Raw genomic sequence first — 14337 nt, forward strand, 5'->3', positions numbered from 1 at the left:
AAGAAAAAGCCCCTGCGGTATGCACCTGCAGGGGCTTTTTGCCATCCGGCGTAGCGCGCCGTATCAGTGCGCGGCGGCTTCGCTGGCCGGGGACAGGTCATCCGACTTCACCGGATGCAGGATCTTGACCTTTGCCTGCGCCTTCAGCGCTTCATAGTAGGCCGCCAGTTCGGTCTGGCCGGCGAGCTGGCTCAGCTGTTGCGCATCGGCCTGGCGCTGCGAGGCATTGGCTTCCGTCGGCGTGCTGACCTTGCTGATGCGATAGATCGCATAGCCGTCCGCACCCAGGTCCACACCCACCACCGACGGCAGCTTGGTGGCGTCGGCACGCATGATGGCGTCGACGGCCTTCGGCGACAGGTTGTCGGCCTTGGCGCGCGACACCGTGACCGTCGGGCCGAACCCGCTGGCGCTGTCGGCCTTCTTCAGCGCCTCGAGCCTGGCCTCGCCATCCTTGCGGGCCAGTTCGGCCGCCTGCTGCGCAACATATGCCTGGCGCACCTGGGCTTCCACGTCCTCGAACTTGCGCGCGGTCGCCGGGCGGTAGTCGACGATACGCGCCGCCACCAGCGTCGTCGGGCCCACCTGGATGGCCTCGGTATTGCGCTTGTTCTTGATCGCGTCGCCGCTGAACAGGGCCTTGAGCACCTTGTCGTTGTTGAGCGGATTGTCCTTGCCCAGGGCCGGGTTCGGCTGGCGCGTGACATTGTCGGCGGTCTGGATCGTCAGCTTGAACTTGTCGGCTGCCGGCTTCAGGCTGTCGGACTGTTCATAGACGGTATTGCCGAAGGCGTCCGCCTGCTCCGTGTACTTCTTGCTGGCCAGCTGCTTCTTCAGCTCGGCCTCGAGTTCCGGACGCACTTCTTCCAGCGGCTGGGTGGCAGCCGGCTTGATGCCGGTCAGCTTGATGATGTGGTAGCCGTAGTCGGTCTCCACGAGATCGCTGATCTGGCCGTCCTTGAGCGCGTACATGGCGTCCTCGAACGGCTTGACCAGTGCACCACGACCCATGAAGCCGAGGTCGCCGCCCTTCTCTGCCGAGCCCGGATCCTGCGAGTTCTTCTTCGCCACGTCCGCGAACGTTTCCGGGTGCTTGCGCACGTCTTCCAGCAGCTTCTGGGCCTTGTCCTTGGCGGCCTTGCGATCCGCGTCCTTGGCGTCCTTCGGAACCGTGATCAGGATGTGGCTGGCGCGGCGCTGCTCTTCCGTACGAAAACGCTGGGCATTGCTGTCGTAGTAGGACTTCAGCTCTTCCGGCGTCACGGTCTGACTGGCTGCCATGGCATCGCCGGACAGCACCACGTACTCAACCTTGGCCTGCTCGGGGGTGGTGTAGGCCGACAGATGCGATTCGTAGTAGGCCTTCAGCGCGGCGGCATCGGACGTCACCTTGGAAGTGAAATCAGCGGGCTTGATCAGCAGGGCCTGCACGTCGCGCTGCTGGTCGCGGATGGCGATCAGGCGGTCGAGCAGCGACTTCGGCACGAAAGCGGTGGTGCCCACGGCGCCGCCCAGTTGCTGCGTCGCCATTTCGAAACGCATGCGGGCGTCGAGCTGTTCGGGCGTCATGCCCTGCTGGGCCAGCAACTGGATATAGGCTTTCTCGTCGAGCTTGCCGTCCGGACTGCGCAGTTGGGCGATCGCCGGAATGGACTCGATGGCCTGGCGTAGCTGCTCGTTCGAAACGGTCAGATTCTTCTTGGCCGTGGCGTCGGCCACCACGCGCTGCAAAATCAGCTGGTCCAGCACGGACTGGCGTGCGGCGGCGCTCTCGAACATGCGCGGGTCGTAGTTGCTGCCAAGCATCTGACGCATGCGCTCGGTCTGGTCACGCATCACGTTGTCGACTTCCTGCACGGTGATGGTACGGCCATCGACCTTGGCGGCGTCATGCGAGCTGTCCATGAAGCGCGAGTAGCTCTCGACACCGAAGAACACGAACGACGGGAAGACAAGCACCAGCAGCAGCAAAAGCATCAGGCGCCGGTTGTTGCGTACGAAATCAAGCATGCTTTTCGGGTGAAAGGGTTGAGGCCTTTGGGCCGACAGTCAAACTTTGCGATTCTATCAGGAGCAGGACGCCAGACCTGCGGAATATGTGGCGTGGAGTGAGTTTGCGTCAGGATGCTTGCACGTTCGGGCCAGCGAACTGGGACGCTCGCTGCGCGGATCAGAAGATGCAAAAACAAAAAGCCCGCGATTGCGGGCTTTTATGTTGGCGGAGTGGACGGGACTCGAACCCGCGACCCCCGGCGTGACAGGCCGGTATTCTAACCGACTGAACTACCACTCCTTGCGTCGGCGCTACCTGCAAGACCTGTGCGCTGCGATCCAGTGTGGTGGGTGCTGAGGGGTTCGAACCCCCGACCTACGCCTTGTAAGGGCGCCGCTCTACCAGCTGAGCTAAGCACCCACATGGACCACGCAAGCCAGTTGCCTGCAAGGTAATTCTCGCTGCGCACGATTCGGCGGTTACTGCTTCGTTGCCGCTGTTTGCGTTGCGAGGCCGCGATTGTAATACGAGACTTTTCGATTTGCCAAGCGTTGATTGCACGATTCTCTTGCATCACGCTGGCCGCGCAAACAAAAAAGCCGCGGGGGCTAACCCGCGGCTCTTGGCGTTTCAACGATGGCGTCGATCAGTGATGAATGCGCTCGACCTTGGCCTCGCCCTTGTCCGCCACTTCGGAAGGCTTGGCGTCTTCCTCGGGCAGCGCCTCGGGCTTGCGCTCGAGTGCCAGCTCCAGCACCTTGTCGATCCAGCGCACGGGCACGATCTCGATGGCGTTCTTGACGTTGTCGGGGATGTCCGCCAGGTCCTTCACGTTTTCCTCGGGAATCAGCGCCAGCTTGATACCGCCACGGTGGGCAGCCAGCAGCTTTTCCTTGAGGCCACCGATCGGCAGCACTTCGCCGCGCAGCGTGATCTCGCCGGTCATCGCCACATCGGCACGCACGGGAATTCCCGTCAGCACCGACACCAGCACGGTGGTCATCGCGATACCGGCCGACGGACCATCCTTGGGCGTGGCGCCTTCGGGCACGTGGATGTGGATGTCGCGCTTCTCGAACATCTCATCCGCAATACCCAGACGACGTGCGCGCGAACGCACCACCGAGCGCGCGGCCTCGACCGACTCCTTCATCACGTCGCCCAGCGAGCCGGTACGCGAGATGTTGCCCTTGCCCGGCATGATCGCGGCTTCGATGGTCAGCAGATCGCCGCCCACCTCCGTCCACGCCAGACCAGTCACCTGGCCCACCTGGTTTTCCTTGTTGGCCAGGCCGAAGTCGTACTTGCGCACGCCGAGGAATTTGTCGAGGTTCTCGGAATCCACCTTTACCGCGCCCGACTCCTTCTTCAGCAGCAGCAGCTTGACCACCTTGCGGGCAATCTTCGACACCTCGCGTTCCAGCGAACGGACGCCCGCTTCACGCGTGTAGTAGCGAATGATGTCGCGGATGGCCGCTTCGGTGACTTCGATCTCGCCCTGCTTCAGACCATTGTTGCGGATCTGTTTCGGCAGCAGGTAGCGCGTGGCGATGTTCACCTTCTCGTCCTCGGTGTAACCCGACAGACGGATCACTTCCATCCGGTCCAGCAGCGGCGGCGGAATGTTCAGCGAGTTCGACGTCGCCACGAACATCACGTCCGACAGGTCGAAGTCCACTTCGATGTAGTGGTCCTGGAACGTGTGGTTCTGTTCCGGGTCCAGCACTTCGAGCAGGGCCGACGACGGGTCGCCGCGGAAGTCCATGCCCATCTTGTCGATCTCGTCGAGCAGGAACAGCGGATTGCGCACGCCAACCTTCGACAGGCTCTGCAGAATCTTGCCCGGCATCGACCCGATGTACGTACGGCGGTGACCGCGAATCTCGGCCTCGTCACGCACACCACCCAGCGCCATGCGCACGAACTTGCGATTCGTGGCGCGTGCCACCGACTGGCCCAGCGACGTCTTGCCCACCCCGGGAGGCCCGACCAGGCACAGGATCGGCGCCTTCACCTTGTCCACGCGCTGTTGCACGGCAAGATACTCAAGGATACGTTCCTTGACCTTTTCCAGACCGTAGTGGTCTTCGTCCAGCACGCGCTCCGCGTTGGCCAGGTCGTTATTGACCTTGCTCTTCTTGCGCCACGGCAGGTTGACCAGCGTGTCGATGTAGTTACGCACGACAGTCGCCTCGGCGGACATCGGCGACATCAGCTTGAGCTTCTTGAACTCGGCGTCGGCCTTCTTCTTGGCCTCCTTGGGCATGCGTGCGGCCTTGATGCGCTTATCCAGCTCTTCAAGGTCTGCACCTTCCTCGCCCTCACCCAGTTCCTTCTGGATGGCCTTGACCTGCTCGTTCAGGTAGTACTCGCGCTGAGACTTTTCCATCTGGCGCTTGACGCGACCACGGATGCGCTTTTCCACCTGCAGGATGTCGATCTCGCCCTCGAGCTGCGACAGCAGACTCTCCAGGCGTTCCGTCACCTTCACCATTTCCAGGATCTTCTGCTTCTGCTCGAGCTTGATCGGCAGATGCGCGGCAATGGTGTCGGCCAGGCGGCCAGCCTCGTCGATGCCCGACAGCGATGTCAGGATCTCCGGCGGGATCTTCTTGTTGAGCTTTACGTACTGGTCGAACTGCGACACGATCGCGCGGCGCAGGGCCTCGGTCTCGGCCGATTCAGCCGGTGCGGGCGGCACAGGCACGGCTTCGCACATGAAGTGCGAATCGTCCTCGCTCACCTCGGTGATGTTTGCACGTTGCGTACCCTCGACCAGCACCTTTACGGTACCGTCGGGCAGCTTCAGCATTTGCAGGATATTGGCGATGCAGCCAACCTCATAGAGGTCTTCGGCTGTCGGTTCGTCTTTGGCGGCCGTCTTCTGTGCCACGAGCATGATGCTCTTGCCCGACTCCATCGCAGTCTCGAGCGCCTTGATGGACTTCGGGCGTCCCACGAACAGTGGGATCACCATGTGCGGAAACACCACCACGTCGCGCAGCGGCAACAGTGGCAGGCGAATCGGCTCAGCCGGGAGGAGTTGTGTTCCGGACATCATTTTCCCCAGTCAGTCATTTAAGGCGTAAATAGGGTCTCGGGATTCGATTGCAAGATACCCGTCATCAATTCCCGACACTAAAAAAACGTGCCGTAAACTGCACCCGCGACCCACTCTGAAACAGCATACCCGCGTTTGCTCCCGTTAGTTTGTGGAATTGAAGAAAAAAAGCCGCTCGCTTTCCAGCGAACGGCAGCTTGAAAGTGTCGCCAGTATGGTTGGGACCACGTGGGTCCGGCACGTTCGGCGTCAGTTGGGCCTCGCTCAGTTCGATCCTGCCACCTTGGGCTGCTGCTCTTCGTACATCAGCAGCGGCGGTGCGTCGCCAGTAATCGTGCTTTCGTCGATCACCACCTTCTGCACGCCCTTGTAGTTGGGCAGGTCGTACATGACGTCCATCAGCGATTGTTCGAGAATCGAACGCAGGCCACGGGCGCCCGTCTTGCGACGGATGGCCTTGCGCGCGATCGCGGTCAGCGCAGCCGGGCGAATTTCCAGCTCGACGCCTTCCATGGCAAGCAGCTTCTGATACTGCTTGACCAGCGCGTTCTTCGGCTCGACCAGGATCTGCATCAGCGCGGCTTCGTCCAGCTTGGCCAACGTTGCCACCACCGGCAGACGCCCGATGAGTTCCGGGATCAGACCGAACTTGATCAGATCCTCGGGCTCGGTCTGCGGAAGCACCTCGCTGACCTCGCGCTCTTCCTTGCTCTGCACCTGTGCGTCAAAACCGATGCCGGTCTTGTCCGAACGCTGCATGATGACCTTTTCCAGGCCGTCGAATGCGCCACCGCAGATGAACAGGATGTTCGTCGTATCCACCTGCAGGAAGTCCTGATTCGGATGCTTGCGGCCGCCCTGCGGCGGTACCGAGGCCATGGTGCCTTCGATCAGCTTCAGCAGCGCCTGCTGCACGCCCTCGCCCGACACGTCACGCGTGATGGACGGGTTGTCGGACTTGCGCGAGATCTTGTCGATTTCGTCGATGTAGACGATGCCGCGCTGGGCCTTCTCGACCTCGTAATTGCAGTTCTGCAGCAGCTTCTGAATGATGTTCTCGACGTCTTCCCCCACGTAACCGGCTTCGGTCAGCGTGGTGGCGTCGGCGATCACGAACGGCACGTTGAGCAGGCGCGCCAGCGTCTGGGCGAGCAGCGTCTTGCCCGAGCCGGTGGGCCCGATCAGCAGGATGTTGCTCTTCGACAGCTCGACGTCGTCCTTCTTGCCGAGGTGCTTCAGACGCTTGTAGTGGTTGTAGACCGCCACGGCCAGAATCTTCTTGGCCTGTTCCTGACCAATCACGTACTGGTCAAGGCTTTCGCGGATTTCGTGGGGCGTGGGCAGATCCGAGCGCGTGACAGCGGCGGCGTCCTTGTCGGTCGCGGCGGCCTCGTCACGAATGATCTCGTTGCACAGGTCGATGCATTCGTCGCAAATGAACACCGACGGGCCCGCGATGAGCTTCTTTACCTCGTGCTGGCTCTTGCCGCAGAACGAGCAGTAGAGAAGTTTCTCGCTGGATGAACCTTTTTTGTCCGCCATAGGAATCAGTCACATTAGCAGTGTGGATCCCGCCAGAAACGTACGGGCGGGAAACGCATTAAACGCATCATACGCCAAAACAATTGGCGCAGTCGGCGGCGTCCCCTGCGTGTGGGGCAAAACGCAAAAACGAGGCGCACAGCCTCGTTCCGGTGTAGCCTTCGTCATTTGGCACGACGCAAGCCAATGCGGCAGGTGCCCGGCCTTGCCGGTCACCGCCCGGATGCTTCCGATGGATGCTTCCGGGCTGATGTGCCGACACACCGGCCAAATTTCAACTGCGGCGGGTAATCACCTTGTCGATCAGACCGTAGTCCACCGCCTGGTCGCCGCTCATGAAGTTGTCGCGATCGGTATCGCGGGCAATCTTCTCGACCGGCTGCCCGGTGACTTCCGACAGGATGCTGTTCAGCCGCTCGCGCAGGTACAGGATCTCGCGCGCCTGGATCTCGATGTCCGAGGCCTGGCCACGCGCACCGCCCAGCGGCTGGTGAATCATGATGCGCGAGTTCGGCAGCGCGCTGCGCTTGCCCTTGGCACCTGCAGCCAGCAGGAACGCGCCCATGCTCGCCGCCATGCCCATGCACAGGGTCTGCACGTCGGGCTTGATGAACTGCATCGTGTCGTAGATCGCCAGACCAGCCGAAACCGAACCGCCGGGCGAATTGATGTACAGCGACACGTCCTTGTCCGGGTTTTCGCTTTCCAGGAACAGCAGCTGCGCCACCACCAGGTTGGCGGTCTGGTCGTTGACCTCGCCAACCATGAAGACGACGCGTTCCTTGAGCAGGCGCGAGTAGATGTCGTACGCGCGCTCGCCCCGGCCGGACTGCTCGACAACCATCGGCACCAGTCCGAGACCCTGGGTCTCCAGGGCAGAAGCCTGCGTGGTGGCGAGACGATCAAGCAAATCATTGCGGGTCATGCAGGTTCTCCAGATATTCAGGAATGGTGTCAACCGGCCAGCGCGCGAGGCCGGTTGACACGGACCGCCGCCGCGTCAACGCGCGGCATCCGGTCTTGCCCGACCTCAGGCTTGTGCGGGCGCGGCGGTGAGTTCCTCGAACGACACCGACTTGTCCGTAACCTTGGCCTTGTCGCACACGAAATTTACCACGTTGTTTTCGAGCACGTAGGCTTCCATCTCGGCCAGGCGCTGCTGGTCACCGTAGTACCAGCGCATGACTTCCTTCGGGTCTTCGTAGCTCTTCGCGAAGTCCTCGATCTCGGCCTTGACCTGTTCCGGCTTGGCTTCCAGGCCGTTGGCCTTGACGATCTCGGCCAGGATCAGGCCCAGCTTCACGCGGCGTTCGGCCTGCTGGGCGAACATCTCGGCCGGAATCGGCATGTCCTTGGCGTTCGGCATGCCACGCTGCTCGAGGTCACGACGAGCCATTTCCACCAGGCGTTCCTGATCCTGTTCGATCAGGGCCTTCGGCACGTCCAGCTCGCTGACCTTCAGCAGGGCTTCCATGACTTCGTCCTTCAGCATGGAATGCGTGCGGCGCTTGACTTCGCGCTCCAGGTTTTCGCGGATGTCGGCGCGCATCTTTTCGACGCTGCCGTCAGCGATGCCGAGCGACTTTGCGAACGCATCGTCCACTTCCGGCATGTGCGCCCACTCGACCTTCTTCAGCGTGATCGTGAACTCGGCGGTCTTGCCGGCCACTTCCTTGCCGTGGTAGTCCTCGGGGAACGTCAGCGGGAACGTCTTGCTCTCGCCTTCCTTCAGGCCCAGCGTGGCCTGCTCGAACTCGGGCAGCATGCGGCCTTCGCCCAGCACGTACACGAAGTCTTCGGCCTTGCCGCCGGCGAATTCCACGCCGTCGATCTTGCCGACGAAGTCGATCGTCACGCGATCGCCGTTCTTGGCATCCACTTCGGCGCCACCGTCGCCATGGGCGCCGGCTTCACCGCGGTGGTGGTAGTGCACACGCTGCTTGCGCAGGATGTCGACGGTCTTGTCGATCTCGGCGTCGCCGATCTCGGTCTTGGTGCGGGTTACTTCGGCCGATGCCAGCTCGCCGATCTTGACTTCCGGATACACCTCGAAGGTGGCTTCGAAAGCCAGTTCGTCGTCGGCAACGCCTTCGGTCTTGATGTCGAACTTCGGCTGACCGGCCACCTTCACGTCCTGGGCCTGGGTGATGTCGAAGAACTTGCGGGCGGCCTTGTCGAAGCGCACTTCGAATTCCACCTGCTGGCCGTATTGCTTCTCGACCATCTTCATCGGCACCTTGCCCGGACGGAAACCGGACATTTTCACGGTCTTCGACAGACGTACCAGGCGTTCCTGCGTTTCCTTCTGCACTTCGGCCTTGGGAATAGCCAGGGTCACCTTGCGGTCCAGCTTGCCGAGGTTTTCAATGACGTTCGACATGGTCGTTAATCCAATCCAGAAATAGTTGTTGTCAGCGCATCCGTCTGCGCACCTTGCCGCCTGGCCGCGGCCAGTGCTCGCGAGCGGAGTTCTCCGCGCAAACGGAAAACGCGGATTATCGCACGGTTTTCATTCGCTTCCGGCAGTTTTTACCCTAGTCAGTCTGGATCCGGCTCCGGATCCTGCCCCGACGGGTCTGCCGCCTGCCCACGACGCAGTGCGCGCAGAAGCAGACGGGCCGGATCGACGGCATCGGCCAGATCCGCCTCCAGGGGCAGCGGTTCACCTTCAAGCTGGCAGGCGATCAGTTCGGCGCCCAGTGCGGCCCATGTGAGGCCGCGCGACGCGTATGCAAGAGCCGCGTAGAGCCCAGGCAGACGAGGCAGGTCGCGCAAATGCGCGCCGCGGAGCGCACCGGCGTGTGCCAGCGCCTGCGGCTCGTCGGCCATGTGGCCGATCAGCGGCAGGCGGTTGTGCGTGACGGTGCGCACGCCCACGTAACCCGTCAGCGTCCCAGCGTCGATCCGGGCCAGCGCGGCTGCCCGGTCGGGAAGCAGCGACGCCACACGCCCCAGGTTGGCGGCATGTACCGCGGCGCTTTCGGCCAGCGGGCCCGTGTCGGGCTCGTAGCTGGAACCCACCCGGGCCCCACCCTGCTCGCCACGCGGCAACAGATAGCCGCTGCCGGTCACCACGCAGTCGGGCCATCCGCCCAGCGCTTCGACATGGGCAGGGGTCAGATCGGTCAGTTGCCCGCGTACGCGGCGCAGCGCCAGGAAGCCGGCCGGCACCAGCCGTTCGGCCTCGTGCGCATTTGCCACCACCAGTACCGGCGCGCTGGCCAGCACCGCGCCCGATGCATCGCGAGCAAGCCACTTTCCATCGACATGCTCGATGGCCGCCACCCGACATCCGAAGCGGGCATCCAGCCGGTTGCCGGCGGCGGCCAGCTGGGCCCGGCAGATATCGGGCGGCGCCACCCACCCGCCCTGCGGAAACCAGAGCCCGCCACGGCTCACCGTGGCGCCGTGGGACGCCGCAGCCTCGCCAGGCGACATCCATCGCACGAACGATTCGGGAAAGCCCAGTGCGTCAAGTGCGGCATGTTGCGCCGCGTTTTCGATGTCATCCTCGCCGGTCTGCAACACGCCGCAGCCATGCCATCCCACCGGATGGCCGGCGTCGGCCAGCGCCCGCCACGCACGCAAGGCATGCAGGTTCCCGGCGCGCGACAGCCGCGACAGCAGGCTGTCGTCGGCCGAAACGTGCGCGTGCATGGCCGCCGCGCGATGCCCGGAGGTCTGGCGCGCCGGCCCGTCGTGGGCATCGAACAGCGTGACGCGCCAGCCGCGCGCGGCCAACCGCTCGGTGACCGCGCATCCGGCCAGCCCCGCGCCGATGACGATGGCATGCCGCTCGGCCCAGCGAGCGGCGTCGGGCGGCGCGTGGCGGCGATTTTTCCAGACGGGCGCAAAGCGTGCGACTGTCATGTCACGTTTGCCGCCAAATCCGGGAGCCTTGCTGACTTCGAAGCCAGCGGCCTGCAGGCCCCGGCGCACGAATCCGGCCGCCGTGTAGGTAGCCAGTGTCGCCCCCATGCGTGCCATCCGGGCCAGGCCGCGAAACACGATGTCCGACCACATGTCGGCGTTGCGCGACGGCGAGAAGCCGTCGAGGTAGAACGCATCGGCGCCAGCCACGAGCTTCGGCAGCATGGCCTGCACGTCGCCGAACGCCAGCGTCAGCGTCAACGCCCCGCCCTCGAACGTCAGGCGATGCAGGCCCGGCAGCGCGTCGGGCCACTGCTGCTGGAGTTGCGCGGCCAGCGGCAGCAGATCGCCCAAACCGGCATGCAACTGTGCCAGCCCTTCCCGCGTGAACGGGTGCTTTTCGATGGAAACAAAGTGCAGGCGCGCGCAGCGCTGCGGCGCGTTGCGCCAGGCCTGCCAGGTGGCCAGGAAGTTCAGCCCCTGCCCGAAGCCGGTCTCGACGATGACGAATTGCTCGCGCCCAGCCCAGTTGGCCGGCAATCCGTTGCCACCCAGGAAGACATGCCGGGCCTGTGCCAGGCCGCCTGCAGTGCTGTGATAGACGTCGTCGTAACGCGGCGAATACGGGATGCCGTCGTCGGACAGGATGGGCTCGGCGGCCTCAAGGGTACACGGCATGGCAGGACGGAAACAGGAGCAAGTACGACAGGAAAACGGCCGGAAATGGCGGCGGATGGTAGCATAGCCCCCTTCGCGCAGACCGCCTGCCGGCCTTTGTCTGACTGGACGCCTGCCGGCCTTTGTCTGACTGGAGTTTGCGCGCCGTCATCCCGCCTTGCCATGCTCAGTTATCGTCACGCCTTTCACGCCGGCAATCACGCCGATGTCCTCAAGCACGCCGTTGTCGTCCAGTTGCTCGACTATCTGACGCAGAAGGACAAACCGTTCTGGTACGTCGACACGCATGCCGGGGCTGGCCTGTACGCGCTGGATCATGCCTACGCGCAGAAAAAGTCGGAATTCGAGACCGGCATCGCGCCGCTGTGGCGCGCCGCGGCCAAGGGCCAGGCCCTGCCCGAACTGCTCGAAGCCTATCTTGAGCAGGTTCGCGAACTGAACCAGGATGGGAATCTCAAGCACTATCCGGGATCACCCTGGCTGGCCTGGCAGATGCTGCGAGATGCCGACCGTTTGCGGCTGTTCGAACTTCATAGCACCGAAATCCAGGTGCTTCGCGACAACTTCCGTGGCGCGGGTCGGAAGGTCATGCTCTATGACGGCGACGGCTTCAACGGCATCAAGGCCATCCTGCCCCCGCCACCGCGCCGCGCGCTGGTGCTGATCGACCCTTCCTACGAAGACAAGCAGGACTATGCGCGCACGGTCGACACGCTCAAGGCGGGCCTGGAACGGTTTGCGAATGGCGTTTATGCGATCTGGTATCCCGAAGTGCAGCGCCGCGAGTCTGTCCAGTTGCCAGCGCAACTGAAACGGCTTCCGCTCAAGAGCTGGCTGCATGTGACCTTGACCGTCAAGCATCCGGTGGAAGGCGGCCTGGGTCTGCACGGCAGCGGCATGTTCGTGGTCAATCCGCCGTGGACGCTCAAGGCTGCACTGCAGGAAGCGATGCCAAAGCTCGTGGAATTGCTAGGCCAGGACGCCGGCGCCGGCTTCACGCTCGAATCGCTCGACAACTAACGGTGCGGTGGCCGGCTCTTCTGTGCCGCAGCCCACAGACTGGGGCGATCGGGCGCGCGATGGTGACAGGATTCCCGCCAGGGGATGCCCCCAACATGCCCGGACCGCCGAGATCGCCGTGACACGCCTGACACCGACCCACTATCGCTTTCTCTTCTCGATCTGCGCACTGGCGGTGCTGGTGCTCTCGCTGCTGCCGCCGGATACGGCCGAACCGTCCACCGGCTGGGATAAGACGAATCACCTGCTGGCATTCGGCACGCTGGCCGTACTGGGCCTCCGCGCCTGGCCGGCGCGGATCTGGCAACTGGCCTTGGCCCTGACGGCCTACGGCGCGGCGATCGAGGTCCTTCAGTCGCTGACGACCTATCGCACTTCTTCCTGGGCCGACCTGCTGGCCGACGTGTTGGGCATCGGGATCGGGATGGCGCTCGGTTTTCGCGCGATCCGCGCCGGACGATCGACATCGGGCAGCACCTGACCCTGACCAGACGACGCAGACACCCCGCATCGGGCATCGCACCGGCGGCGCCTCCTACGGAAATCGCGCCTCAAGCCGGCGCTTAATATGTCGTTAATACTCCACATCGCGTCAAGCTTCGTGGATCAAATGGTCGCCATCTCTTCCGTAGGGTCGCAAGTTCTCGCCGGCACAGCCCGTGCCAATTCCGCGTCGGCAGCCACCGGCGCGCCAGCGCAGGGCGAGGGATCGTCCGCAACGTCTGTCACGCTGAGCCGGGCCACGCCCCTGCCGGCCAACTGGCCAACCTATTCTGCCAAAAGCATGGGCCCGACCCCGGTCTGGGAGCATGCGATCGGTGATCCGATCTCGATGCGCATGGCAGGCAACGTATCGGCGTCCAAGCTATCCGCGCGATTCAGCGGTCTTGGCGAGGCACTGATGAACCAGATCGCTGGCGGCGGCGGCAGTTTCTCGCAGTCGATCATCCAGTTGCCCGCCGACGAGCCGATCGACGCGGTGGCGTCGTCGAGCTTTCAAGCCCACTCGAGCAACGAAATCCAGCTGACCATCACCACACGCGGCGGCGCCAAGGTAGGCATCACGCTGGGCAGCGACGGGGACCGCCTGCGCGTGCAGGCAACGGTCAGCGACGGCCAACTGTCCGATGGTGAGCGCGAGGCAATCGGAAAACTCTCGGCAGCGTTCCAGAAATCGATCGACGCGCTGAACGAGGTGCCGCCGCGCATCGACGTGAACGGCTTGATGCAATACGACGCCACCCAGTTTGCGTCCGTGCATCTGCAGGCAAACCTGGCCCTAGGCGGCAATCAGACGCAGACACTTGATTTTCAGGCCGACGACAAGGTGCGGTCGCTGACGTCGACCGGACCGACCGGCACGATAAAGCTCAGCGTCGACACCAGCAACCCGACGATTTTCGGCACCCCGGCGCAACAAGCCAAGGCCGTCAGCCAGTACCTGAAGCAGTTCGACGACGCCAAGGCGCGCGGCCAGGGCGACGCCGCGCTGATCGCCATGTTCAAGGACGCTTTCAGCGCCCTGCATAGTCACTACAACACCGCCACCACCCAGCAATCGCGCTTCAGCTTCAGCGCCGGCGACCACGGCATGCTGACGGGGCTTGCCGACTTCTCGGCCTCGATCTCGCAGGCGCCCGCCTCCATCAATCCGCTGCGCTCCGACGAGACGGACACATTCGACTATCAGGCCTCGCAAACCACCCAGCTGCTAGGCCGCGGCCAGGCCGACCGCGGCGCCAGGCAGCAACAGCAGTCGAGCCTGGATGCCAGCTACCACAGCGCCCTGTCCGCCGACACGCCGCTGTCCCTGGACGAAAGCCCGTACTCGCAAAACTACTACTACGAACAAATCCACGACAAGGCCAGCAGCGAATCAGAATTCGCCTATCGCAAGGGCGACCTGATGAAGGCAACGATCACGCAATCGGTCGACCAGTCGCGCCATACCCAGAAATACGTCATGGGCCATCTCGAGGAAGATTCGACCAGCCCATCCTCCAAATCGCGCACGATCGACGTCCTGGCCCTGGTCAAGGCCGCCGAGAACCAATCCGGCCTCGGCCTGCGCCGGAACAGCGAAGCGCGTGAACGCGTGCTGGCGGGCATGCACGACAAAGTCTTGCTGGTGGCCGATACGGCCGGACTAACACGTTAGGTATGCAATGCGGTA

At 63.4% G+C, this 14337-nt stretch carries 9 protein-coding genes and 2 tRNA genes; 3 read left to right on the forward strand and 8 right to left on the reverse strand.

What is annotated here, in order from left to right; translation table 11 throughout:
• Nucleotides 1–63 precede the first annotated feature (63 nt).
• The 8 genes from BLQ58_RS06645 to mnmC form a co-directional block, all read right to left on the reverse strand.
• On the reverse strand, nucleotides 64–2010 hold the full coding sequence (locus BLQ58_RS06645; RefSeq protein ID WP_092595744.1) for a SurA N-terminal domain-containing protein: 1947 nt from the start codon (nucleotides 2008–2010) through the stop codon (nucleotides 64–66).
• Between the two features lie 206 nt (nucleotides 2011–2216).
• A tRNA-Asp gene (locus BLQ58_RS06650) sits at nucleotides 2217–2293 on the reverse strand.
• Nucleotides 2294–2337: 44 nt separating this feature from the next.
• Nucleotides 2338–2413, reverse strand: a tRNA-Val gene (locus BLQ58_RS06655).
• A 226-nt stretch (nucleotides 2414–2639) separates the two neighbouring features.
• On the reverse strand, nucleotides 2640–5051 hold the full coding sequence (gene lon, locus BLQ58_RS06660; protein ID WP_092595746.1) for an endopeptidase La: 2412 nt from the start codon (nucleotides 5049–5051) through the stop codon (nucleotides 2640–2642).
• A gap of 267 nt (nucleotides 5052–5318) precedes the next feature.
• Nucleotides 5319–6596 (reverse strand): ATP-dependent Clp protease ATP-binding subunit ClpX, encoded by a 1278-nt coding sequence (gene clpX, locus BLQ58_RS06665; RefSeq protein WP_066738113.1) that lies wholly within the window; start codon nucleotides 6594–6596, stop codon nucleotides 5319–5321.
• A 274-nt stretch (nucleotides 6597–6870) separates the two neighbouring features.
• On the reverse strand, nucleotides 6871–7521 hold the full coding sequence (gene clpP, locus BLQ58_RS06670; RefSeq protein ID WP_008651661.1) for an ATP-dependent Clp endopeptidase proteolytic subunit ClpP: 651 nt from the start codon (nucleotides 7519–7521) through the stop codon (nucleotides 6871–6873).
• A 105-nt stretch (nucleotides 7522–7626) separates the two neighbouring features.
• The gene (tig, locus tag BLQ58_RS06675; protein WP_092595748.1) at nucleotides 7627–8976 is read right to left on the reverse strand and encodes a trigger factor; all 1350 of its coding nucleotides are present in this window, start codon (nucleotides 8974–8976) and stop codon (nucleotides 7627–7629) included.
• Between the two features lie 158 nt (nucleotides 8977–9134).
• Nucleotides 9135–11144 (reverse strand): bifunctional tRNA (5-methylaminomethyl-2-thiouridine)(34)-methyltransferase MnmC2/FAD-dependent 5-carboxymethylaminomethyl-2-thiouridine(34) oxidoreductase MnmC1, encoded by a 2010-nt coding sequence (gene mnmC / locus BLQ58_RS06680; protein WP_092595750.1) that lies wholly within the window; start codon nucleotides 11142–11144, stop codon nucleotides 9135–9137.
• A 162-nt stretch (nucleotides 11145–11306) separates the two neighbouring features.
• On the opposite strand from mnmC, the gene BLQ58_RS06685 reads away from it, so the two are divergent.
• The 3 genes from BLQ58_RS06685 to BLQ58_RS06695 all read left to right on the forward strand — a co-directional run bounded on the left by BLQ58_RS06685 (nucleotide 11307) and on the right by BLQ58_RS06695 (nucleotide 14322).
• Nucleotides 11307–12164: a 23S rRNA (adenine(2030)-N(6))-methyltransferase RlmJ gene (locus BLQ58_RS06685; protein ID WP_092595752.1), complete on the forward strand. Its 858-nt coding sequence runs from the start codon at nucleotides 11307–11309 to the stop codon at nucleotides 12162–12164.
• Nucleotides 12165–12282: 118 nt separating this feature from the next.
• Nucleotides 12283–12645 (forward strand): VanZ family protein, encoded by a 363-nt coding sequence (locus BLQ58_RS06690; RefSeq protein WP_254775832.1) that lies wholly within the window; start codon nucleotides 12283–12285, stop codon nucleotides 12643–12645.
• Between the two features lie 420 nt (nucleotides 12646–13065).
• Nucleotides 13066–14322: a hypothetical protein gene (locus tag BLQ58_RS06695; RefSeq protein WP_139186066.1), complete on the forward strand. Its 1257-nt coding sequence runs from the start codon at nucleotides 13066–13068 to the stop codon at nucleotides 14320–14322.
• Nucleotides 14323–14337 lie beyond the last annotated feature (15 nt).

This window comes from Ralstonia sp. 25mfcol4.1, assembly GCF_900104095.1.
Lineage (GTDB): Bacteria > Pseudomonadota > Gammaproteobacteria > Burkholderiales > Burkholderiaceae > Cupriavidus.

Coding starts and splice junctions, on each gene's coding strand:
- BLQ58_RS06645 (WP_092595744.1), bottom strand. CDS start 2,010: ATGCTTGATTTCGTACGCAACAACCGGCGCCTGATGCTTTTGCTGCTG.
- lon (WP_092595746.1), bottom strand. CDS start 5,051: ATGTCCGGAACACAACTCCTCCCGGCTGAGCCGATTCGCCTGCCACTG.
- clpX (WP_066738113.1), bottom strand. CDS start 6,596: ATGGCGGACAAAAAAGGTTCATCCAGCGAGAAACTTCTCTACTGCTCG.
- clpP (WP_008651661.1), bottom strand. CDS start 7,521: ATGACCCGCAATGATTTGCTTGATCGTCTCGCCACCACGCAGGCTTCT.
- tig (WP_092595748.1), bottom strand. CDS start 8,976: ATGTCGAACGTCATTGAAAACCTCGGCAAGCTGGACCGCAAGGTGACC.
- mnmC (WP_092595750.1), bottom strand. CDS start 11,144: ATGCCGTGTACCCTTGAGGCCGCCGAGCCCATCCTGTCCGACGACGGC.
- BLQ58_RS06685 (WP_092595752.1), top strand. CDS start 11,307: ATGCTCAGTTATCGTCACGCCTTTCACGCCGGCAATCACGCCGATGTC.
- BLQ58_RS06695 (WP_139186066.1), top strand. CDS start 13,066: ATGAACCAGATCGCTGGCGGCGGCGGCAGTTTCTCGCAGTCGATCATC.